14 protein-coding genes are annotated in these 23,974 nt (G+C 46.2%); 8 read left to right on the top strand and 6 right to left on the bottom strand.

Annotated features, from left to right (window positions below):
- Positions 1–25: 25 nt before the first annotated feature.
- The 3 genes from H6F56_RS12335 to H6F56_RS12325 all read right to left on the bottom strand — a co-directional run bounded on the left by H6F56_RS12335 (position 26) and on the right by H6F56_RS12325 (position 6,600).
- Positions 26–3,145, bottom strand: a complete 3,120-nt coding sequence (locus tag H6F56_RS12335; protein ID WP_190668448.1) for a PAS domain S-box protein — start codon at positions 3,143–3,145, stop codon at positions 26–28.
- 496 nt (positions 3,146–3,641) lie between these two features.
- Positions 3,642–4,241 carry a heterocyst differentiation related protein gene (locus tag H6F56_RS12330; RefSeq protein WP_190668445.1) on the bottom strand — a complete coding sequence of 200 codons (600 nt, stop codon included), beginning with the start codon at positions 4,239–4,241 and terminating at the stop codon, positions 3,642–3,644.
- Between the two features lie 367 nt (positions 4,242–4,608).
- Entirely contained in the window at positions 4,609–6,600 is a 1,992-nt protein-coding gene (locus H6F56_RS12325; protein WP_190668442.1) for a serine/threonine protein kinase, read from the bottom strand.
- 248 nt (positions 6,601–6,848) lie between these two features.
- Here H6F56_RS12325 and H6F56_RS12320 point away from each other — a divergent pair, with 248 nt between their 5' ends.
- The 3 genes from H6F56_RS12320 to H6F56_RS27205 all read left to right on the top strand — a co-directional run bounded on the left by H6F56_RS12320 (position 6,849) and on the right by H6F56_RS27205 (position 11,640).
- Positions 6,849–6,995 (top strand): hypothetical protein, encoded by a 147-nt coding sequence (locus H6F56_RS12320; protein ID WP_190668439.1) that lies wholly within the window; start codon positions 6,849–6,851, stop codon positions 6,993–6,995.
- A 395-nt stretch (positions 6,996–7,390) separates the two neighbouring features.
- Entirely contained in the window at positions 7,391–7,633 is a 243-nt protein-coding gene (locus H6F56_RS12315) for a helix-turn-helix transcriptional regulator (RefSeq protein ID WP_309236508.1), read from the top strand.
- Positions 7,630–11,640, top strand: a complete 4,011-nt coding sequence (locus H6F56_RS27205; RefSeq protein WP_190668436.1) for a PAS domain-containing protein — start codon at positions 7,630–7,632, stop codon at positions 11,638–11,640. Before H6F56_RS12315 ends, H6F56_RS27205 begins: the two co-directional genes overlap by 4 nt.
- Before the next feature lie 143 nt (positions 11,641–11,783).
- Here the strand turns inward: H6F56_RS27205 and H6F56_RS12305 are convergent, their stop codons facing one another.
- The gene (locus tag H6F56_RS12305; protein ID WP_190668434.1) at positions 11,784–12,179 is read right to left on the bottom strand and encodes a hypothetical protein; all 396 of its coding nucleotides are present in this window, start codon (positions 12,177–12,179) and stop codon (positions 11,784–11,786) included.
- Positions 12,180–12,714: 535 nt separating this feature from the next.
- On the opposite strand from H6F56_RS12305, the gene H6F56_RS12300 reads away from it, so the two are divergent.
- On the top strand, positions 12,715–15,513 hold the full coding sequence (locus tag H6F56_RS12300; protein WP_190668431.1) for a glycoside hydrolase family 15 protein: 2,799 nt from the start codon (positions 12,715–12,717) through the stop codon (positions 15,511–15,513).
- Between the two features lie 130 nt (positions 15,514–15,643).
- Here H6F56_RS12300 and H6F56_RS12295 read toward each other — a convergent pair whose 3' ends face one another.
- Positions 15,644–17,023: an MATE family efflux transporter gene (locus H6F56_RS12295; protein WP_190668428.1), complete on the bottom strand. Its 1,380-nt coding sequence runs from the start codon at positions 17,021–17,023 to the stop codon at positions 15,644–15,646.
- Positions 17,024–17,367: 344 nt separating this feature from the next.
- Here H6F56_RS12295 and glpK point away from each other — a divergent pair, with 344 nt between their 5' ends.
- The 4 genes from glpK to H6F56_RS12275 all read left to right on the top strand — a co-directional run bounded on the left by glpK (position 17,368) and on the right by H6F56_RS12275 (position 22,485).
- Positions 17,368–18,885 carry a glycerol kinase GlpK gene (gene glpK / locus H6F56_RS12290; RefSeq protein WP_190668425.1) on the top strand — a complete coding sequence of 506 codons (1,518 nt, stop codon included), beginning with the start codon at positions 17,368–17,370 and terminating at the stop codon, positions 18,883–18,885.
- Between the two features lie 77 nt (positions 18,886–18,962).
- Entirely contained in the window at positions 18,963–19,679 is a 717-nt protein-coding gene (locus H6F56_RS12285) for a pentapeptide repeat-containing protein (RefSeq protein WP_190668422.1), read from the top strand.
- A 602-nt stretch (positions 19,680–20,281) separates the two neighbouring features.
- On the top strand, positions 20,282–20,845 hold the full coding sequence (locus H6F56_RS12280; protein WP_190668419.1) for an SMI1/KNR4 family protein: 564 nt from the start codon (positions 20,282–20,284) through the stop codon (positions 20,843–20,845).
- A 170-nt stretch (positions 20,846–21,015) separates the two neighbouring features.
- Positions 21,016–22,485, top strand: a complete 1,470-nt coding sequence (locus H6F56_RS12275) for an alpha/beta fold hydrolase (RefSeq protein WP_199312782.1) — start codon at positions 21,016–21,018, stop codon at positions 22,483–22,485.
- A 16-nt stretch (positions 22,486–22,501) separates the two neighbouring features.
- On the opposite strand, the gene H6F56_RS12270 is transcribed toward H6F56_RS12275, so the two are convergent.
- Positions 22,502–23,932, bottom strand: a complete 1,431-nt coding sequence (locus tag H6F56_RS12270; RefSeq protein WP_309236507.1) for a Gfo/Idh/MocA family oxidoreductase — start codon at positions 23,930–23,932, stop codon at positions 22,502–22,504.
- Between the last annotated feature and the right edge of the window lie 42 nt (positions 23,933–23,974).

The raw sequence follows: 23,974 nt of genomic DNA, 5'->3' as shown, positions 1-23,974 counted from the left end.
GAAAAATAGACTTTCCCTCTAGCCTCTACAAAGTTTCTCCAGTGACAGGTAACTCGAGAGTAAAACAAGTTCGATCTTTACCGCTTTCAACCCAAAGTCTACCCCCTAGATGTTCTGCCAGTTTATGTGCTAGCGCTAATCCCAATCCAGTCCCGCCCTGCTTCCAGGGATCAGCACTAGGAATTCGATAAAATTTATCAAAAATATGGGTAAACTCACTCGCAGGAATCTCGATGCCGGTGTTACTTACCCCTAACTGAAGCATTCCTGATTCAACCCTGGCTGTAACGGTAATTTCTCCCTGGGGTGGAGTGTATTTACAAGCATTATTTAATAGTTCTGACAGGATACGCCCCAAAGCTGACATATCGGAAACAAGGGGAGGCAAATCGGAAGCAATTTCAACGTGCAAGATTTGCTGCTGCTTGCAAAACCGCTGTTCAAAAGGCTCGATGACATGAGAAATCCAATTTTGTAAGTGAATCGTCGTCAGCATCAAAGGCTGAGTGCCGGCATCAAGTTGCTGCAAATCCAGCAGATCGTTAATTAAACTAATTTCTCTTTCCGATTCATCTTGTAATATCTTGAAATAGCGGAACGTAGGGGGAGTTGCTGCCTGGGCTTTACTCGTTTCTCCCTCCAGCATTTTTTGCTGATTTATGGAAATTTCCAACATCTGCATGGCCATTTTTATGTTAGACATCGGCGTTCGCAATTCGTGAGAAATAGTATTTAAAAAGTCATCCTTGAGGCGATTGAGTTTTTCCAGTTCTTCCACTTGTGCTTGAGCAGCTTGGAAAAGTCGTGCTTGACGAATCGCTATCGCGCATTGATTTGCTACTTGCTGCACCAACCGAATTTCCAGCTCATTAAAACCATCATCCTGCTGCTTGAATAACCACATATCACCCAGCACCACTTTGTTATCGAAAATAGGACACGCCAGAATCGAAAGCGGTTCGCGGAGGCTGGGTGAGAGTTCGCAAAACTGGAAATATTGACCTTGCAGCAGCTGGCGGTAGCCTTCTGGAAAGTCCGCCATTCGGATGATGCGTCCTTTAGCGGGGGACAGGCGGGGGGTGTACTCATAGCTAATCATCGCTGTGGCGAGGGTGGGGTCATACAAAGCCGTATCGCAGCCGTCAATGCCCAGCACTTCGGTTAAATCTTCCACCGCTGTTTGTAAAATCTGGCTTTCATCCAGACTGTCGCGGACATGATCTGTGACTCGTTTGAGCATCGATTCAAAATTCAGCGCCTGTTGCAGTTGGCGGGTGCGTTCCTGCACTTGACTTTCCAAATCAACGTTGAGCAACTGCACTTGCTGGTAGAGTTCTGATTGCTGAATGGCGATCCCCACCTGGGTTGCGAGTCGCTTGATCAAATCGATTTCCAGCGTCTGCCATTGCCGGGGTGCACAACAATGATTGACAACCAGTAGTCCCCACAACTGATCTCCTTGCAAGACGGGGACGACTAAGGTTGCTCTTACTTGAAGCTTTGCCAGTAAATCGATGTGGCATTCGGAAAAACCGGCTGCGTAAATATCATCGGTTGCTTGAATCCGACCGTTCCGGTATGGTTCAACATAAGTTTCTGCAAAATAGCAGTCTTTGATTTTTGTGCCTAAAATCGGCGTCCAGCCAGAACCGACAGATTCTACAACAATGACCCCACTCCAGTCTGACTCAAATCGGTAGATGAACACTCGGTCAGTCTCCAGAAATTCTCGCACCTCCCCTACGGTGGTATTAAGAATTTCATTTAAGTTTAAAGAGTGCCGGATGCGCGGGGAAATCAGTCCGAGGAGTTTCTCTCGTTCAGTTTGTTGTCTCAGGGCGATTTCTGCCTGTTTGCGTTCGGTAATGTCGCATTGAACTGTTGCTAGACATAGGCTTTTGCCGGTTTGCGGATGCTTGACGACAAAACAACTTCTCTGCACATCAATGAGTTTGCCGGTTTTGAAGTGACGAAGTTGGCCCTCTCCTTCCCAATGGCCGGTTGTCAGGATTGCCGGCAACGTAACTTCACAAAACTGCGCCCAGCCTTCCTCAGAAAAGTAGTCAGACATTTGTTTAGCAAGCGCTGCTTCTAAACTGTCTAAACCAACCAGTTTTTGCCCGGCTTCATTAAGGAAAATAATTTTTCCTTCTAGGGAAGACATCGCAATAAAATCCGTGCTGTTTTCCACCAGTGAAGCCAGCTTTTGCCGTTCCTCTTCGGCCCGTCGGCGTTCTGCGATTTCTTCTTTTAAAAGTGCATTGGCTTGTGTTAGTTCGGCTGTGCGCTCCTCAACCCGTCTTTCTAATTCGTCGTGAGCTTTTTGCAGCGCTGCTTCTGCCTGTTTACGCTCTGTAATATCTTTCATGAAGCGGTGATGGCCGATGAATTGATTCTGACTGTCAAAAGCAGTAACCATCACTAACTGTTTGTAAAAAACTGAGCCATCTTTCCGCACACCCTTGGCTTCAACTTTTACCTTGCCCTCAATCAACATTTGTTGGTAGGCAAGCATCATCTTTTCTTGATCTTCAGGATGTACAGTCGGATACCATTCCCTGCCGATCATTTCTTCAGGCGTGTAACCAAGAGTGCCGGCATAAGCTCTATTAACAGCAATGTAACGTCCTTGCTCGTCTAGCCGCGAAATGCCTTCCACGGCGTATTCCAATACGGATTTGGTTGAGCGGAGTTCATTTTCTACTTGCTTGCGCTGTGTGACATCTTCGCAGATGAGGATTAGCTCATTTTCTGGCAGCGCATGGGCAATTGTTCTCATCCACAAGATGTTGCCGTCTTTGGAGATTTGACGCCCTTCCAAATCGCAACTTTCTATAGGATTTTCAAAGATAGCTTTTAAGTTTGCTTGCAGTTGCTCTCGATCTTCAGGATGAGTAAGATTAAAAATCGATTGTTCCGTTAGTTCCTCCACACCGTAGCCTAAATGAGTTGCCGCAAACGAATTAACCGTCAGAATAATTCCTTCTGAGCTTAGGGTAAAGTACCCGACAGGAAGATTTTCGCTTAGGGTTCGGTATCGCTGTAATTCTGCTTTTAACCGGCACACTTCTTCTGACTCAGACAACTCTAAATTTAAATCTTGGTTTGGAAGTTTGAAAGAAGGTTGATCTTGAGAATCTTTCATCTATTTCAGATCGTGAAAAAAATAATTTCTAAAATTTGCTGTCTTTGATAAAAGTGGGCATTTATTATTTGGTCTTTAGTTTTTAAAATTTCTGCCCAAATGAATGTGTTGCCATTTTTCTTGCAACCCTAAAGATATTCTATCGCTGTTGCTCTGGGCTATAGTTTCCCAGTTTATAAAAAATTGGTTAAGATGGCATCCCCTAGAACAGGTTTAAGTCAAATCTTTAAGGTTATCGATAAAAATAATAAAATCTCTACACCGGCTTATACCATTTCCCGATAAGCCGGCTGCGAATATTCGCCAAAAACTCTCCGGCTGAATCGCAGATATGTAGCAAAGGAAACGGTAACGGCTATTACGTTATATGAGGATGAGCAACATAAACTGACTCAGCCAGCACGAGCGATCTAAAATCAAAAGTTTGCTGCGGCGCATTGGTTAAACAATGCTGGAAAATTGGATAAAACAGACTCCTAGAAAACCGACTCTACAATTATTCTTCGTAATATTCAGTAGGTTCAGCTCGCTTGCGTCGCTTAGGCGGCAAGTAAGTCGCTCGATCATGAACGGGGTGAATTAGTTGCACGGTACGAGAAGAACGCTGCTGTTGTGAGAGCAACGTTAACGTCGCTGCTAGCACAATGCCACCCATCACCGTCACGATTGCGCCACCTAACGCCCAAAGGATGCCAGAAAGCATGGGATTTGCCGGCTGCTGAGTGGAAACCATCCCCTGAGTTTGGTAATTTTGGGAACTCAAGGCATTGACTTTTGCCTGCGCCGATAGCGTTTGGATCAGCATTTGCTGATTCTGGATTTGAGCTTTGAGCTGTTCGATGTCAGTCTTTTGCTGATCTATCTGAGCCTTCAGCCGTTCCATGTCGTAGCGCTGCTGTTCCGTATTGGAGCTTGTCGGTGCCGGCAACAGCGGTGGCGGCGGTAGAGGCGTATTGCTCGAAGACACGGCAGGGGGCGGCGGCGGAAGAGAATTGACTGGGTAAATTTGGGCTGGCGTTCCTCCTCCTTTCAGCAAGAGCAAAGCCGCAATCCCAGCGAAGGCTGTCCCTGCCAGAAATGCCATACTATCACTCATCGCCCTTACCTTTGAATCACGACGAAACCACATCCAGCTGATGCACTCTAACTTTCATCAATTTAACCTTAAGCAGCCACCAAAAAATATATTTCTGATTTTTTGACAGTCTGTGAGTCAATGGGTCAATTTCCACACATTCTTACCACTTCCGATTGATTGCTTTTTACTATAGTTCAAGCAGGAATTAAAACTTCAGAAAAAAACCGGGATTAAATAATGAGTGATTAAACGAATTCTGCATCAAATAAAAGATGTACTGCCGGCTCGGCACTCTGACGTTTAAGACTGCATCCATTTCGTCAAGTACCCGGACAAGTTTAACCTTTTTTCAACCAGACAGCCGGCAAGCGCGATTGAAGACAGCTTACTTCACCCCGGCGGGCTTAGGAACTGGACGGGTGGAAGCAGCCCCAACTTCAGCGCTGGCAACTTCTCTGGTGATGAAACCGGCCATCTCGGCTGCCTTTGATTTATCCCGAAATGCAGCAACCTCAATATACGCTCCTTCGCCAGGGGATTTCTGTGCCACAGAGGCATTGGGACAGTAGGACAGAATTTGAATGTAATGCTCCTTGGTATATTCCACTAAAACTGGATACCAAGTCTGACTGCTACCGGGATCGGGATCGCTACAAGAACTTTTCGGACTACCGGCTGCCGGTTCCCCAACGGTTCCACTGCCAACTTCGCGCTTCATCAAGTCGGCAAACGCTTGAGCTTTGGCTTGATCCCCAAAAGAAGCAACCAGAATTGAGGGGTTGCCGGCTGATCCTTTGGGTGTGATAAAGGTATCCCGGCAGAAATCAGATTGCACCCGTTGCAGTGTTTCGGGGCTGTATTCAATAAAAACTGGATACCAACTCTGAACACCCTCAGCGTCAGGCTGTTGACATAATTTTCTGGGAAAATAGCCGGTTAAATTAATGTCTAGCTTGTACGGTTTGGGTTCACTGCCTGGGACAGGGTTGAGCTGAAGGTAATAGTCTCCAGCCGAGAAAAGCAAGGCTTCCCAGCGTTCCACCGGCTTCACAGGCTGATTCATCGGTTGCCCTCCTGGGTTAAGTGCGCTCACCAAGACGCTTGTGCCGGTGAGGGAGGTGCTTAAGAGTTGCCATTGTTGGGCAGGAATGAGGTAGGTGACGGTTTGATTGGGGCTGAGGGTGCCTTCAACTGTGGTTGTTTTGTCGGGCACCACGTTGAGCGGTTGAGGCGTTGCGTTCAGTTGTGGGGAGGAGGGTGCGCTGGTAGAAGTTGCGGGTGTTTGGGTGAGGGTTGCCGGCATCAGGGGACGCTCCATCAAGGATCGGATCGCCGCCCAAGAACCGATGCCGGCTGTTAAAACCAGACCGGCGCTGATCACATACGCCCAAGGATTGCCCCAAATCGAGGGCTTAGGAGTTGGACGCTTGGGTAGAGTCGTGGTTGGCAGTCGCGTATTGGGAGCGGGGAAACTCAGCAATAAAAGAGCACCTGCAACTTCACGCGCCGACTGGTAGCGATTTTCTGGGCTGTCACTCAACATCCGATTTAAGATGCGGGCGAACTGGGGACTTGCCGGCACGAAAGACTGCCAATCTTCAATCAGTTTGGTGTTATCAAATAATTCTTGCGGTTTTCGCCCGGTGAGCAGTACAACGGCTGTCACTGCCAAAGCGTACAGGTCGCTACTGGTCACGTTTTTGCCGGCTGGTGGAGTTTCTGCGGCTGCCGGTTGTCCTCCCGCTGTGGCTAGCTGTTTCAATCGGCTCATCACTTCATGTACCACCCCAAGATCGATGAGTACCGGCAGCGGAGTTGCCGGTGTCGATGTGTCGTTGTCGGCTGGCAAAATGGCGGGGCTATCGGTTGCCGGCAAAATAATATTTTCTGGAGAAATTCGCCCGTGGGTGATTCCCATGCCGTGCAGATATTCTAAGGCCGGCAGCAGTTGCAGCAGTAGTTGCAAGACTTCCTCTTCAGAAAAGGCACCCCCAAAGGGCAGCGTCTCCTCATTTGTGGTGTCGGCAAGCGCAGAAGACCGGGGTGCTTTGCGCTCTTTTAGTAGGGTTGCGTAGCTTTTCCCCTCTATGTAGTCTTGAACGAGAAATAGGCGGTTGTCTTGCTCAAAGGTAGTACGGAACTGGGGGATTTGCGGGTGGCGAATGCGAAATAAGGCAAAAACTTGCTCTCGGAAGCGTTCGTAGAATTCGGATTTATCGGCAACCCCTTCGGGAATCAATTCTTTGAGCGCACACAACTGGCTGTCGCGTTCTAAGTCTTTGGCCAAATACGTGCGGCCAAATCCCCTATGACCGAGAAGGTCGATTAAGTAGTAGCGATTTTGCAAGACAGTCCCAAGGGGTATGGGTAAACGCATGACAATTCAGGTGGCTTAAGGGCAGATGCCGGTGACAACTATTCTACCGGATAGAGTTTAAAACACATTTAAACCGCGTAGCTCAGACGTTGCAAAAATATCTGTGGGCATGGGGGATTGGGCATGGGCGCTCAAAACTCAAAACACCCTTTCCCTGTCTTTTGCGGTTCCTGAGACAGATAACATCGATTAACTGCTCATTATTTGCAGGTATTTTATGAAAACTAAGTGGTTATCTGTTCTCACTTGTGAGCAGTCTAGCACTGTCCTGTTATACAAATACTTACATAACGGCACAAATCATTCTCGATGGTACGCTGCCGGTTAATTCTGTGGTTACGCCTGATGAAAATACCTCGGTGATCACCGGCAGTCGTGCCGCCGATGATAATTAGTTTCACAGCTTCAGCCTTGATATTTGCGCTCAAGTTTTTGCAAACCGGCTGCCCTCTCAGTCATACCATTGGCAGAAACTCGCTGAGCTTTTTCAGCCCACAACTATCTTTAGAAAGAAGCTTGGGAATCCTTGAAAGCAAGTTAAAAATGTTGAATAAAATTCCAGCCTATCTCGCTCAGTGTATCGCTTACCCTCATAGCACTCATGAAGTTTCCCACTTTCCATAAAGTCAAGAAAGCCGATAGATTCAACCCAGAATCTACAATTTACAAACCCAAATCTTAAAATATCCCCTCTACCGGCAGAGCGCAACTGTATCTCACGGTATAAAGCTCTTTATAGGGCATGACTTATACTACCTAATCAGTGGGTAATGTAAGGGGAAAAAAGCTCGTGGTAGAACAACCATTGATTGGTAAGCTAGTTCGGGAACTACGGCAGGAAATGGGGCTGACGCAGGAGAAGTTTGCAGCCAAAATAGGTGTGACATTTCCCACCATTAACCGCTGGGAGAACGGGCGAGCCAAACCTTCGCCCCTGGCAATGGAGAAGATTCTGGCCACGCTACACACCCTAGGTGATCGGGGCAAAGCATTGCTATCCAAATACTTTGCAGAAAAGGAGCTGGGGTTGTGACGACAGAAGTGAAAGCAACTCAGTCTGAAGATATATTTAGCGATGGCAGAGAAATCGCATCTGTAATGCGCTCTGTAAACTGGTCAGAGACTGCCATTGGTTCAAGTGAGCATTGGCCGCAAAGTTTACGCACAGCGGTGAGTATCTGCTTGGCTTCCCGCTTCCCCATGATGATCCTTTGGGGGGCAGAACTCGTGCAACTCTATAACGACAGCTACGCAACGATTCTCGGTACACAGCAGCCAACAGCAATGGGCCAGCCGGCACGGGAATGCAGCGCCCAAGAGTGGCAGATTCACGCCCCGATTTATGAAGCCGTATTTTCCTCCGCACAAGTAACGTACTTAGAAAACCAACAGTTTCTCATTGAACGCACCGGCTATTTACAAGAAAGCTATTTCACACTCTGCTATAGCCCGATCCGCGACGAAAGCGGCGGCGTTGGCGGCATTTTAATCACATTTTTAGAAACCACCGGCTCTGTCATCGATCAACGACGTTTGCAGACCCTACAGGAATTAGCATCCCACAGCGCCGAGGCGAGAAGTGCCGGCGAAGCCTGTAATTTAGCAGCACGCAGTCTAGCCGGCAACCCCGCAGATATCCCCTTTGCTCTGTTCTACCTGCTAGACACTCAGGGGACAAGTGCGCGTCTGGTTGCAACCGCAGGACTAGAAGCCGGCACACCGGCAAGTCCCCAATTTGTTAACTTGACGGCAGCAGAACCATCTGAAACCTGGCCTTTAGCCGCCGTGGCGCGGACGGCTCACAGCCAACAAGTCGATAACTTAGAAACACAATTTGGCTCGCTGCCGGGAGGAATTTGGCCCGAATCAACGCGCACAGCACTGATTTTGCCCATTGCATCACCGGCATCCGAACATCCAGCCGGCCTCCTTGTTGCCGGAATTAGCCCTAGGCTTTCCCCTGACAGCAGCTACCGACGTTTTTTAGAGTTAGTTGCCGGCGAAGTGGCAACCGCCGTTAGCAGTGGCATCAACTGGGAAGAAAATCGCAAATTGTCTGAGCTAACTCGACAGGCTCAAGCAGAGTCTACACCTAACCAGATCGTTAATATCCTCGAAAGTCTCACCGATGCCTTTATCGCCTTAGATAGCCAGTGGCGAATCACTTACCTCAACAAAGAAGCCGCAAAACTTACCAGCCAACAGCCAGAAGAATTAATGGGTAAAATTCTTTGGCAAGTGTGGCCCTGGTCAGCCGGCACCCTTTTAGAGCGAGAATACCGCCGCGCCCTTGCCGATCAAGTCGCTGTTCATTTTGAGGTTCTTTGCGGACCCCAAGATCAGTGGCTAGATATCCACGCTTACCCATCCGCTGATGGTCTCGGTATTTATTACCGAGATATCACAGAACGCAAGCGCGCAGAAGAGGTGCTGCGAACCACCGACGAGCGATTTCGCCTACTCGCCGAATCGATCCCGCAAATTGTCTGGATGGCTCACCCCAACGGCAAGGCAGAATACTTTAACCAATGCTGGTTTGAATACACAGGACTGGAACCAAGTCAAGGATGGGCATCTGAGCAGGTGCTGCATCCTGAAGACTTGCCCCGGTGTCTTGAAGTTTGGAAAGCCGCCTGGAAAGCCGGTGAATCCTACACGATCGAGTACCGATTAAGACGTGCAAGTGATGGCACCTATCGCTGGCACTTGGGTCGAGCCTTACCCCAGCGAGACTCGGAAGGGCGAATTATCAAATGGTATGGAACCATTACAGATATTGATGACCAAAAGCAGGCAGAGAAATCTTTCCGCTTTTTGACAGAACTTGATGAACGAATGCGTCGCCTCTCAGATCCAGAAGAAATAATTTCCACTGTGGTGAATGCGGTTGGGGAATTTCTTCAGGTCGCCCGCTGTACTTACGGCGAGTGGGATACCGAGAACAATATCGTGTGTGTCTATAGCGATTACTGTCGGGGCGTTTCCAGTCTTGCCGGCACCTATCCCCTCAGAGAATTTGGCGCTGACATCATTGACGATCTCAAAGCTGAGCAGATCATTGTCAATCGAGATGTGAAAACCGATCCCCGTACTGCCGGCACAATTTATCAAGCAATCTGCGAGTCGGTTGGCGTTCGCGCCTATGTGTTCGTTCCGTTAGTCAAAGACGAACAATGTGTCTGCCATTTGGCTGTCCAGACTTCCGGTGCTCCGCGTATGTGGACATCCGAAGAAGTATCAGTTTTGCAGAAAGTGACTGAACGCATTTGGTTAATGGTTGAAAATGCCCGACTCAATCGCGCAACCACAGAAGCATTGAGGCGATCGCAGCAGCACGCCGGCCAGTTGCACGGGTTAACAAAGGCAGCATTGACAATTAATTCGGCAGTTTCGATAGAAGAAGTGCTGGAAACGATCACGCAACAGGCACGGGGGATCATTGGGGCACACCAGTCTGTGACGAGCATGAGTGTTGACCAAAACTGGGCGCAAGCGATCAACAGTGTTTCGCTCTCAGACAAGTATGCGGCATGGCGAGATTATGATGCTGTGACCGATGGTTCGGGCATTTACACCTGTGTTTGCCATCTGAACCGGCCCATGCGCCTGACTCAGACAGAACTGGAAGCACATCCCAAGTGGCGGGGATTTAGCAAGGAAGCCCAAAACCACCCACCCATGCGCGGTTGGTTAGCGGCACCGCTTGTCGGATCAGATGGGCGCAATATCGGCTTGATTCAGTTATCGGATAAATACGAAGGTGAATTTACAGAAGAAGATGAAGCAATTATTGTGCAATTGGCGCAGATGGCTTCTGTTGCAGTGGAAAACACCCGACTTTATGAAGCCGAACAGCGTGCTCGCACCCAGGCGGAAGCAGCGAACCGGATTAAAGATGAATTTCTGGCGGTACTTTCTCATGAATTGCGATCTCCGCTAAACCCGATTTTGGGCTGGTCAAAGCTTCTTCGCAGCCGCAATTTACCGCCGGCAAAAGTTACTTATGCGATTGAAACGATTGAGCGAAATGCACTTTTGCAGTCGCAACTGATTGAGGATCTGTTAGATGTTTCTCGCATTCTCCGGGGCAAGCTGAGTTTAAATATTTACCCCGTTGACTTGGCGAGTGTAATTGAGGCTGCTTTGGAAACAGTGCGCTTGGCGGCTGAAGCGAAATCTATTAAGATCAAAACAGTATTTGATGCGAATGTGGGAAAAGTTTCTGGCGATCCCAATCGTTTACAGCAAGTGATTTGGAATTTGCTATCAAATGCGGTTAAGTTTACACCGGCAGGCGGTCGAGTGCAGGTGCAATTGCAAAGTGCCGGTATTCATGCTCAAATCCAAGTCAGCGATACAGGGCAAGGAATTAACCCGGAGTTTCTGCCATTTGTGTTTGATTACTTCCGCCAAGAGGATAGCACGACGACCCGAAGTTTTGGGGGGTTAGGGTTAGGGTTGGCGATTGTGCGTCATTTAGTAGAACTGCACGGTGGGACGGTGCAAGTAACCAGTTTTGGAGAAAATCAAGGGGCAACTTTTACGATTCAGCTACCTTTAATTAGAGTTGAGCCGGCCCTTCCTGAAGCCGATATTTTACCCCCAGACGCGTTGAATTTAGCAGGGATTCGGGTATTGGTTGTGGAGGATGATGCGGATAGCCGGTCGTTGTTAGTGTTTTTACTTGAAGAGTATGGCGCTTCTGTGCAGGCTGTGAGTTCTGCGTTTGAGGCACTAGAGGTGATTTCCCAAAAGGGAGAGTTTGCTAACGCCCAAGAGCAACCTGATATCCTAGTGAGTGATATCGGGATGGCGCACATGGATGGCTATATGCTGATTCGTGAAATTAGAGCGATGCCGGCAGATAAAGGCGGGCAGATTCCAGCGATCGCGCTAACTGCTTATGCGGGAGAAATAGACCAGCAACAGATCCTGAATGCGGGATTTCAAAAACATATTACCAAGCCGGTGGAACCTACTTTTTTAGCCGGTGAGATTGCCCAGTTACTCGCTTCGCGTACACAGAATAATGAGCTATAGTGCCGGCGCAAATCCTAGCAGCGAAGTTTAGGGGCTTCTTTCTCTCTCTGTCGCTTTTGTAAAGATTTTTTAAAAGAGGAAGCCTATCCGTAATTCCACGTAAAGAATTTTAGATGCAGTGTCAAAATTGGGGAATGAGGGGACTAAGAAGCTGCCGGGAATTTCTGATTTTTGGCAACCAGCCGGCGAAGGGGGGGTTCTACACTGCTTTGCTGGGAATTCTCAGCTTTAAGCGAGCATTGAGGCTCGGTAAAGGTGTTTTTATACTTAGAGAGTTCTCTGCTAGGAATTGCGGGTTGTTGCGCCGGCAGATTGATATTTTTATTTTCTGACCACAGCGTCAAAAATCCCTGATTTTCTATGATCAAACACACAATATCTGCTCTGAGATACTTATTACAGCTCGTGATCGCAGCTTGACGCTCATCGGTCGGGAAGGATGGGCCTTTAGTAAATCGTGTGTTTTGATAAGCGAGTTGAGAGGCTGCCTGGAACACAATTCCCAGAAGCCCTAATTCTTCGGCTTGCAGAAGGAACACAATTATACTCCTTGAACTCCGTACTTTACCAGTTGTTTAAAATACTACCGAAATTTACGGGAAATTGTATCAGTGGAATCACATATTGTTGAAGTCGGTTTGTGAAGGAACGTCTGGGAAAGCGACAGTGTACTTATCTCGTTCACACAAATTCTGCCGACAATTCTGTAAAAAATCAATAAGATCCGGTGTCGGTTGCCTACAGAGTTTAAAATGCCGGCGAATCTTTGCTACAGATGCACCACCTCAGCTTAATCACTCATTCCTCAACCACCACTAAAAATTTTCAAGCGACATCTGTATTTATCTGTGGACGCAGGTGGAACTTGAATGTGCTTTGCTCGCTATTCAAGTTCCACCTGCGGAATCTGTAGTCAAAATATCCAGATTAATTTAGTATTCCAAAAAAAATATTAAGGCAAATTACTTTTAATTTGAATAAAGCTTGAACGTTTCAAAACCAACCTTTTAAGCCGTTATTCAAAGATAAAATTTGGGAAAACTAAAGTTTATAATTCTTCCTTTGAATAAGCCAATGCGCTTCAAAAAAAATTATCGATTCACCGACATCCAAATCACCCTCTTCCTAACCCTCTGCCTGATCACCGGCAGCCTCGCCTTCACCCACCCCTTCACCCCCAAAGAAGCCTTTGGTTATCCCGGAACTTGCCCAAATTGGCCGGCTTCTACCCTCACCTTCCTAGGAACCGCCGCCAACCCCACCTCAAAAGTTTGGTTCACCGGCTTCAATGGAATTCTGGGAGAAATATTCTATCCCTCCGCCGACAAACCCGCAACCGTAGACTGGCAATTTTTAATCGGCGATGCGGATAAAACTTGGGTGGATGAAGAAAAGCAAGACACCACCCATCAAGTCACCTTAAATCACCCCCATTCCCTCGCGTGGAATCTCACCAACACCGCCAAAAATAACCACTATCAAATTCAAAAAACCATCTTCACCGATCCCACCCGCAACACCTTAATTCAGCAAATCACCTTCACCGCTTTAACCGGCACTTTAAAAGATTACAACCTTTACACCTTATATCATCCCGCCATATCCAATAATGGCAAAGCCACCACAGGTTCCCACACAACCGACAACGGCAAAAACATATTAATCGCTCAAAACGCCAACAGCGGTGAAACCTCAGCCTTAGTCACTTCCTTAAACTTCCAAACCCAAACAATTTCTGCCGGCTTCGTCGGCTACAGTGACGGCTGGCAAGACTTAAAAGGTGGCAAAATCGACAACACCCTCAACTGGAAATTTGACACCGCCACGAATGGAAATATCGCTCAAATCGCCCAATTCGATCTCAGCGATTATCCCAATCAAAAATCCATCACCTTTCACTTAGTTCTCGGCTTTGGTAACAGTGAAACTAGCGCCAAAGCCGCAGCCGGCGGCACCCTAGGCGATAACATTTCCACCCTCCTCTCCACCTACAACAGCCAATGGAATCACTACACCGATCATCTCAACACCTTTGACAACACAGCCGATCAACAGTATTACCTTGCGGCAATGGTATTAAAAGCCTCCCAAGACAAATCCTCCGGCGCAATGGTTGCCGGTTTAGGGAATCCTTGGGGAGAATCAAATTACTCGATTTGCACACCTTTTGGCGTGGAAATGCAAGGGGGATATCATTTAATTTGGCCGCGAGATTTATACAAATTTGCCAGCGCCTTAATCGCTGCCGGTGACAGAGAAACTGCCAACTGCGCCCTAAATTGGTTATTCAATAAAAGTCAACAACCAGACGGACATTTCCTGCAAAATGCCTTTGCCGATGGCACCCCTTATTGGAATAGCATCCAAATGGATGAAACCGCCTTTCCCATCATTCTCGCTTGGAAATTAGGCCGAAACGATCCCCAAACTTATCTCAAACATATCAAACCCGCCGCTGATTTTATCGTAAAAAACGGCCCTTGGACACAACAAGAACGCTGGGAAGAAAATGCCGGCTACTCTCCCGCCACCATCGCCGCCGAAATAGCCGGTTTAGTGTGTGCCGCAGACATCGCTAAACTCAACGGAGATACCCCCACCCAGCAACACTATTTAGCCACCGCAGATTACTGGCAAAGCCTGATAGAAACCTGGACATTTACCACCACAGGTTCAATCGGCAACGGCAACTATTATCAACGAATTGATGATAACGGCAACCCTAACGACGGACATCCTTTAAACATCAGTAACGGCGGCGGTTCCTACGACGAACGCAGCATCGTTGACACCAGCTTTTTAGAATTAGTCCGTCACGGCGTTAAAGCTTGGAATAATCCCTATATTTTATCATCCATACCCGCCATCGATTCCACCATTAAACAAACCCTTCCCAACAAAGGCGAAGCCTGGTTTCGCTACAATCACGACGGCTACGGAGAAACAGCAGCCGGCGCAGATTATACAGGTACCGGCATCGGGCGTTTGTGGCCAATTTTCACCGGCGAACGCGGTCATTTTGCGATTGCCGGCGGCAAAAAAGCCGGCACTTATTTAGCCACCCTACGAGCATTTGCCAACGATTCCTATATGATTCCCGAACAAGTTTGGGATCTCAACGCCCCCTCCCAATTTACCCCAGGAACCCCCACAAAATCCATGACACCTCTTTCCTGGTCAATGGGAGAATACATCACCCTGCTAGCCTCAAATCACGTCGGCAAAGTAATCGATATGCCCGCCATTGTTTATCAACGTTATGTTACCAACGCTTACAAACCCCAACAAAATTCTCCAGTTGATTATAATAAAACTGCTGCCCAGCAAGGTAAAGCCTTAACCATTTATTACAAAGGTTCCTTAGCCAACGCATCCCAAGTTAGATTGCATTGGGGTTACAACAATTGGCAATTCATTACAGATAAACCCATGATCAAGCGAACCGATGGATTTTGGGAAACAACCATTTCACTCCCCGTCACAGCAACCGCCTTAAACTTTGCCTTTACGGACGGCAAAACCTGGGATAATAATACCGGAAAAAACTGGAATCAAACGATTGCAGCCGGCACCTTTCAAGCAATCAACACACCCATTGATATTTTGCCAAATCCCGTCATATCCGGACAACCGCTTAAAATTTATTACAAAGGTTCTCTTGCCGGTTCTGCAACAGCAATCACCCTACACTGGGGTCATAACGGATTTGAAACCCCCACAGACATAGCCATGAAAAAAGAAGTCGGTGATTACTGGACAGCAACAATAAACGTACCCGAAACCAGCACATTAAACCTCGCCTTCTTCAATCAATCCCATTCTTGGGATAACAATAACTTAAACAATTACAACTACACAACCTCACAACGCTAACCTTATCTACATTGATCTGCCGGCATCCACAAACAAACTATCCGTTTCATCTGTGTTTATCTGCGTTCATCTGCGGTTAAAAAATCTTATCTGCCGGCATCCACAAACAAACTATCCTCTCCATCTGTGTTTATCTGTGTGCATCTGTCGTTAAAAAATCTTCCTTACTCATCCGCAAAACCAAATGACGAAAACGCCAACTTAAAATACCACTCGCAAAAGCCAACCCCAAAGCCAAACCACCCCACAAACCCACCCCTCCCCAACCCAGATAAATACCCATTACATAGCCACAAACAAAGCCCACAATCCAGTAAGCAAAAACCCCAATCAACATAGGAACCCTCGTATCCTTTAATCCCCGCAAAGCGCCGGCAGCAATCACTTGAATACCGTCAAAGATTTGAAACATCGCGGCAACTCCTAAAAGAGAAACCGCAAGTTGAACAACCTTTAAATTATCTGGATCTTTAACATCCAGATAAATCGCCACAATTCTCTCTGGAAACATCCAGAAAATCAAAGCCATCATTCCCATAAAAATTGCACCGATAGCAATGCCGACATATCCCGCTTGTTGAGCACCCTTCGGATCATTTTTCCCAATGCTTTGCCCAACCCTAATCGTCGTGGCATAGGAAATCCCAACCGGCACCATAAATGTCATGGCAGCAGTCTGCAAAGCGATTTGATGTGCAGCTAGAGTAACCGTTCCTAAATATCCCATCAGAAAAGTCGTCGCCGCAAACAATCCCGCCTCAAATGTAAATAGCAGTCCAATGGGCCAGCCGATTTGAAAGATTTCCAAAAATGTTTGACGATTAAACTCATGAAAATAAGGGAAAATCTGGTATTTTTTAAAATGTTCATTAAAACTCACAAACCCGGCTGCCGTAGCAAACATCACCCAATAAGTCAGGGTGCTTCCCCATCCAATGCCCGCTAAACCAAGAGCCGGTAAACCGAATAAACCGAACATGAGAACATAATTTGCGGCAATATTTAAAAATACCCCGCCTACCATAATCACCATCACAACTCTAGGACGGTTAAGCGCAGAAACCACATTTTTTAAAACAGCAAATCCCATGCTTGGAGGAAACCCCCAAACAATCGCGCGGAGATAACTTTCTGCTAAAATAACATTGTTCGGTTCTTGACCAAACTGCCGCAGAATTGGCCCCATATTCCAAATTAACAACATAAAAGGAATAGATAGGGCAATTGATAGCCAAAGTCCCTGTATCGCAACACAACTCACTCGCTTTGATTCGCCGGCACCATCCGCAACTGCTGCGAGAATACCAACAGAAGAAACAATGCCGGTGCTAATTAGCATCAATGCAGAAAAAGTGACTGCGCCCAAAGCACCGGCAGCTAAACTTTGACTTCCCAGTAAACCCATCATCACTGTGTCAAAAAAGTTAGTGCCGGCTTGTGCGAGTTGTGCCGCCGCTAAAGAAATCGCCAGTAACAGACAAGCTTTAGCTTCGGCTAAGACTTTTGACATAAACTTAACGTTTTTAAAGCTTAGTTTTTTGAAAAACATGGATCAAATTGACAAAAATCTTCAAAGCCAACTTTAAATTATGACTCAAATCAAGTTTATCTGTGTCTACCTGCCGGCAGACTATTCTCAACATCTTTAGTTAACAAAAAATCTAATTTAAAAAACTTAGTTCGAAAAATTGATAGTTTTTAATAAACAAGGGTAATCAATCGTAATTTATTTGGAGAGATATGTTAAAATATTTAGCCTTAATTACTAATTTTAACATAAATAGTCAGGACTTCTGCAATCGAGTGCCGGCAGAAAAGTTATAGTAGAAAAACCCACAGTGAACATAGCTCAAGATGAGTGCATTTGCTCCCGCTTACGTTCTTGCCCTAGACCTCGGAACCACCGGCAACCGCGCCATCCTATTTAATCGGGAAGGAAGCGTGGTTAGTTCTGCTTACAAAGAGTTAACACAATATTACCCACAGCCCGGTTGGCTAGAACACGATCCGAGAGAAATTTGGCTAGATACCTGTTGGGCAATGCAAACAGCTTTGCAGAAAGCGGGAGTCACTGCAAAAGATGTCGCAGCAATTGGGTTAAGTGTGCAGCGAGAAACCTGTCTTTTGTGGGATAAAATAACAGGACGACCGCTGTATAATGCCATCGTTTGGCAAGACCGACGTACTGCACCCCTGTGTCAACAATTAACTGAGCAAGGTCATGCAGCAGAGATTTACGAGCGCACCGGCTTATTTATTGACGCCTATTTTTCCGCCACAAAAATAGCTTGGTTGCTTGAACATATTAAACAAGAATATCCGCCTGTTGATCTGAATACAATCATCGCCGGCACCATTGATACCTGGATTCTCTGGAATCTCACCGGCGGCAAAACCCACGCCACCGATCACAGCAATGCCAGTCGCACAATGCTAATGAATTTAGCAGAGAACCAGTGGGATAAAAAGTTACTGGAATTATTTGAAATTCCTCTACATTTAATGCCAAAAATTCAACCATCCCTAGGAGTATTCGGGCACACTAAAGCCGAATTATTAGGGGCAGAAATTCCCATCACAGCTATTTTAGGAGATCAGCAAGCTTCACTCTTCGCTCACGGTTGTGATCGTCCGGGTTTGTCAAAATGCACCTACGGAACCGGCAGCTTTTTAGTCGCCCATACCGGCAACAAAGTCACGCGTTCTCATTACCAACTTCTCTCAACAGTTGCCTGGACACAGATAGGAACCGATCAAAAAATTCAAACCGGCTATGCTTTAGAAGGCAGTATGTTCACCACCGGCGCTTGCGTGCAGTGGTTGCGAGATGGCATTAAACTGATTACAGCGGCGGCTGATACTGAAATGATGGCGCAGCGAGTCACGGATAACGGAGGCGTTTACTTTGTGCCGGCACTCAGCGGTTTAGGCGCACCCCACTGGGATATGAATGCCAGAGGCGCATTTTTTGGCATCACCGGCGGCGTACAGCGAGAACATCTCGTGCGTTCCGTCGTCGAGGCAATCGCTTTCCAGGTTAAAGAAGTTGTCCAGGCAATTAATCAAGATAGCGGCACAGATATCACCACTTTAAAAGTAGACGGAGGCGCGTGTCAAAATAACTTTTTAATGCAATTTCAAGCCGATGTTTTAGGCATCCCCGTCGAACGTCCCGTCCTCCTCGATGCTTCCGCCCAAGGCGCTGCTTTTGCTGCCGGTTTAGCCGTTGGTTTTTGGGAAAACTATACAGCGCTAACAGATTCTCGTCAAATTGACAAAACGTTTTATCCAGGTGCAGGAATGATGCCGGCGCAAGAAAATTTCAGCAAGTGGTGTGAAGCAGTTAAAAGATCGAAATCCTGGGTTGAATAATTAATTTTTAGAATTGTCGGTATTAAAGAATTAAAAAGTAAAAAATATCGCATTTATTATGAAGTGATGGTGATGTAATGGATGAGTTGGAGCAATCGTATAGAATTCTCGGCCTAGAACCTGGTGCTTCTACCGAAGAAGTGAATCAAGCCTATAAGGACTTAGTGTTTGTTTGGCATCCTGATCGCATTCCTAAAGATAATCCCAGGCTGCAACAAAAAGCTGAAGAAAAATTAAAAGAAATTAACCATGCGCGGGATAAATTGCGCTCAGCCAGACGGCAAGGTAAAACCCAAAAAAGTCAGTCGCAGTCAAATTCAAATAAAGAGCGAGAACCCTCACGTTCTTACTATCAAAGAGAAACGCAAAAATCCTCTCAATATTCATCTCACTATTCCCCTCAATCTCAATCTCAAGAAAAGAAACCGAGTTCTGATTTGAGTGGACGAGATTTTAAGGGGGCAAATTTGCAAGAAAGGGATCTATCCGGAAGAAATTTGAGTGATGCAAATTTAAGTGATGCAAATTTGAGTGATGCTTTTATGCACAAAGTAAATTTGAATGGAGCAAATTTGGAAAGAGCGAATTTATTTCGAGCAAATTTGCTGCAAGCTTCTCTCAAAAACGCAAATTTACGAGACGCTAATTTAGTGGGAGCCGATTTCAGTGGAGCTGATCTCAGCGGAGCCGATCTCAGAGGCGCAAAAGTCGGATCGAGAGACCGAATTTTGGTAAAATTAACCGGAGCAAAGTTAACCGGAGCAATTCTCCCTGATGGAACGGTTCACGCCTAAACTGATAGTTAGATAAAGGGGGAAGAGTTACAGAAGATAGTTTTTTGTTTCTCTAGCTCTTTATTTACTAACAGTATTTTTGCTCAAAAAGTACAAATTTTTGTTTCATAATTTATTTAACGTCGTCACCTTAAAATCAGGTTTTCTTAAACCTAGCTACCGGGAAATAAATAACCGCTGTCAGGCAGTGACGTGTAGTAGCAAATAGCCCAAAGCAATTTGTACTTGGGCTGCGAACTGGCAAGCAGCTCCTCGAACTGGTCACTCGATAAAATTGCAGATTGGCCGCTGCGGTTGTTCTTCACGAAATAACACCAGTGTTGCTCTTTTGATAATAGAGTAATAGCAGAACTGCCTAACCATAAGCGCTTACCTCTGTAGATGCCAAGTAATCAGCTAAGCTTATGAATTGAGCAAAATGACTGCAACCAGAAATCAAGCTTTCAGCCGTTTACATAAGAGAAATCTATGCAATCGGCTATATGAGAGCTGATCTTGTACTGACTCCGCGATGTGAAAAACCCGCAAAGAGAAACCTGACATCAAGAGATATAATCTTAGATAACTTATTGAAAAAGAGATCCAGCTTTCTGAGGTTTTTTGTGGAAATAGTTTGGGAAAGAATTCATAATTGGCTAAAAGCTAATGCGCCTCAAGTGCTAGAGAGTCTTAGATCTGGTGCTACTGATGAAGAAATTTACCAGGCTGAAGTATTCTTTAATGTAAAGTTTCCTGAAGATTTCAAATTATCCTACTGCGTGCATAATGGTCAGGAAGAAGAATCTTATTGCCTGTTCCCTCACTTAGACTTCCTTTCCCTCGAAAGGGCCATCGAAATATCCAAAAAATGGCAAGATTGTTCAGACGATAATTTTAAGTGCGATCCTGAAGATATTTCTAAAGAGATTTGGAATGGTTGGTGGAATCCAAATTGGATTCCATTGACGATGGAATCCAATGGTGCCTGCGAATGCATAGATTTAGACCCGTCTGCTGATGGAAATGTTGGTCAGGTTATTATTGTCGAGTGGCGAGAGCCTGATAGATTGCTTATTGCACCTAATCTTCGAGTTTATCTAGAGACCTTTGCAGAGGCATTAGAACGGGGAGAATATTGGTTCTCTGAAGATTATGGTGGGTTAGTCGATAAAAAGGAGTGTTCCTAATAGCCGAAAGTAACAATAAACGGCTATGTCTACCACTGTTTTGGTCCCCGCAAGGGGAGGAGTAATGCAACCAATCAGTACTTAAGCGTAGATGATTAACATAACTCAGTGAAAATAAAGCGTAAGTGCCCAATACTTCGACTTCGCTCAGTACAAGTGCCCCATGCCCCATGCCCTCCCCTAATAATATGAATCGCCGGCGCTGGTTTTTGCTACTTGTAAGCCTTGTGTTGATCGTGCTTTCCTGGTGGGGAATTGCGGCAGCGCGGAATGGGCTGATCGTGCGATCGCTCGAACGCGAGGGAGTGCCCCTGCTTTACATGGCACCCCAAGAGGCGCAGAAAGCACCGGCAGTGTTAGTGGCGCATGGGTATGCCGGCTCAAAGCAGTTGATGCTGGGCTACGCGCACGTTTTGGCCCACAGCGGCTATGCTGTAATGCTATGGGATTTTGGGGGTCATGCAGCCAACCCAGCATCCTTAGAACGCGGTTCGCTGCAACGGGATCTTGATATCGCAACCGCCGCGCTTGTGGAACAGCCAGAAGTCGATCCCGCACGTCTGGCGCTGCTGGGGCATTCAATGGGTAGCGGTGCAGTCATGAGTGCCGGCATCGCAAATGTCAACCGCTTTGCCGCAACCATTGCAGTTTCGCCCACCGGCGCAAATGTCACGCCGGCAGCGCCGCGCAACCTGCAACTGCAAGCCGGCAGCGGCGAAGGCCGGTTTGTTGAGAATGCACAGCGGATGTTGAGAGATGCCGGTGGCGAAAATCCAAATTTTGCCCAAGGAAGGGCGCGATCGCTTCAAATCATCCCGAATGTAGAGCACATCACAATTCTCTTCAGCAACGCCAGTCATCAAGCTGCCAAAACATGGCTCAATGCCACGTTCAATCTGCAAAACACCGGCAACTATACAGATCGGCGCATGATTTGGTATGCCTTGCACTTAGGGGCATGGTTGCTTTTGCTGAGCGCAATTTCGCCAAGATTAGCAGATCCCACCATTGCCGCGAGGGCAAAGGTGCGTCCTCTCCAAAGCTGGGGAGGATTGCTTTTAGCCCCTGTTGCAGCAATCGGTGTACTAACATTAGCCAGTCGAACCGACAGCATTGAGAACCTAGGAGGCTTGTTGGTAGGCGGTGCTGTCGCCCTGTGGTTTCTGGTTGGCGGCGTCGTTTGGCTGGTACTCCTCGGTCGTTTGCCGCGCCCTACCCTGCGAAATGCCCTTTTAGGTGTGGCGCTGTTTGCGCTGCTTTGGGTGGCATTTGGAGCAATGGCACAGGTGGTTTGGTTGCAGTGGTGGCTCATTCCCGCACGATTAAAACTATGGCCGGTTTTATCCTTGGCTTGTTTACCTTGGTTTTTGGCTGCCGGTTTATCGCAACAAGATTCTGGAGTTGGAAAACGAATTTTGTGGTGGCTGGGGCAAAGTGTGGCGCTGGTGGGAGGTTTCTTTTTAACCGTTTACCTCGTGCCTCAACTTGGTTTTATGTTTTTATTGCTGCCGGTTTTTCCAATTATCATTGCCATTCTTTCACTGGCTGCTGCCCAAGTTAATGAAGCCTGGAGTTATGGAATTGGAAGTGCGCTTTATTTTGGCTGGATTTTAGCAGCCGGTTTTCCTTTAGCCGGTTAATGAGTCTTCGTAATTCCTAAGTGAGAGAACACGATAGGTGAGGAAACTTCCCATTTCGTTCTAGGGCAATACACTCATAAATCCTACTGAGAAGCTCATTAGTAAAGCTGTGATGCAGCAAGTCAGATTTGGAATCTGAGCGTTTTATAAAATCCAAAAACAGGTTCTCTCTAGCAGTTTCATTATGGCTAAACTGAGAAGTTGCTGGCAGAGAGTTTGCCAGATTTTTCCCAATCTCTATTTGTTCAAACCGTTTTCCTCCTACTACTCCGTTATTGCGAAAAACCAGAATGTCAAAATGGTCAATATGTCCCGGGCCATATTCCATATCAATCGGATTATTGACCTGATAAGACTGATAGGAATGAACCTGGATGTTCAACAATACTGAAACATGAATATTTACCTGTTCATGGCGAATTCGACCATTTCCCTTATAAACATCAACTGGTGTATTTGACCAAGCACGAGAAGAAAGCGAGTTTTGCTGAAGATTCAATGTAGCCGTCGTGACGATAGATTGCTGTCGCTTTAACTGAGCCAGGACAAAAACATCTTGCTCCCCGTATTCTTTAACCCGCTCGATTTGGTCATCTGAAAAATATTTTGAGTAATCTTTTTGAAAGAATTTTTGGTAATGTTCTGCTGTAAGATTCTGCATAAAATCGGAGGGGCTAGAGTGCTTCACAAACAGCTCTAATTCATCAGCTTCTCTATCTTTGACTAACTGATTAAGTTGGATAAACCATGCTAAAAGATCGACAAAATGATATCCAGAGTGCATCAACTTGCCGGTTCCATATTTATAAGAATGATGTTCACGTTCCCATTCGTTTGGCATAACCCACATTCCATCTGCATGGGAAACCTCAATGTGAGTAATGGGAACTTGAAATTCGTTTAAAAAATCGCTAAGATAATTATAAAGATAGCAATAACCAAGGTGCGCTCGCCTCTGTGCCTGAACGATCAAGTTAGAGCGAGAAGCTTGATATAGCCCCTTCAACTCATTAAAATCTTGAATAATTGTTAGGGCATCATTTCGATCATTGGCTGCATTCTTAGGACAAGTAATTGGCTTATCAGTTAAAATATCAATGTTTTTTTCTAAAGCCCACTTCAAATAAGCTTTGTGACTTTTGGGTTCACTAGCAATAATAACTCCATCAAGCTTATATTGCTCGATAGAATTGTCTAGAAATTCCCGCAAATCCGAAGATAAGATATCGTTTTGAGAAAAAAGCGAATTAATAAAAAAAGTTGATAATGGTTGAATTCTACGAGTTTTTATAAAAGCCTGCACACTTTCTTGTTTGCCTTCTACTTCAATAACAAAAACAAGATTAAAACCGTTTAATTGAGCGTATTTTTCAATAACCGGATAATAAATTCGTCTGGCATGGGGTCCCAAGCCAATTAATCCAATATGTCGTAGATTAATGCACACTAAGTTATTCCAAAATCAATTACATCAATTAATTTATCACTG

Origin of the sequence: Microcoleus sp. FACHB-672, from assembly GCF_014695725.1 — a bacterium.
Taxonomy (GTDB): domain Bacteria; phylum Cyanobacteriota; class Cyanobacteriia; order Cyanobacteriales; family Oscillatoriaceae; genus FACHB-68.
The sequence above is the reverse complement of the archived record's forward strand: the minus strand, read 5'-3'. Positions and strand labels throughout refer to the sequence as shown.

What these genes read in the sequence shown, in the direction of transcription:
- H6F56_RS12335 (WP_190668448.1), bottom strand. Translation starts at nt 3,145, where the DNA reads ATGAAAGATTCTCAAGATCAACCTTCTTTCAAACTTCCAAACCAAGAT.
- H6F56_RS12330 (WP_190668445.1), bottom strand. Translation starts at nt 4,241, where the DNA reads ATGAGTGATAGTATGGCATTTCTGGCAGGGACAGCCTTCGCTGGGATT.
- H6F56_RS12325 (WP_190668442.1), bottom strand. Translation starts at nt 6,600, where the DNA reads ATGCGTTTACCCATACCCCTTGGGACTGTCTTGCAAAATCGCTACTAC.
- H6F56_RS12300 (WP_190668431.1), top strand. Translation starts at nt 12,715, where the DNA reads ATGCGCTTCAAAAAAAATTATCGATTCACCGACATCCAAATCACCCTC.
- H6F56_RS12295 (WP_190668428.1), bottom strand. Translation starts at nt 17,023, where the DNA reads ATGTCAAAAGTCTTAGCCGAAGCTAAAGCTTGTCTGTTACTGGCGATT.
- glpK (WP_190668425.1), top strand. Translation starts at nt 17,368, where the DNA reads ATGAGTGCATTTGCTCCCGCTTACGTTCTTGCCCTAGACCTCGGAACC.
- H6F56_RS12285 (WP_190668422.1), top strand. Translation starts at nt 18,963, where the DNA reads ATGGATGAGTTGGAGCAATCGTATAGAATTCTCGGCCTAGAACCTGGT.
- H6F56_RS12275 (WP_199312782.1), top strand. Translation starts at nt 21,016, where the DNA reads ATGCCCTCCCCTAATAATATGAATCGCCGGCGCTGGTTTTTGCTACTT.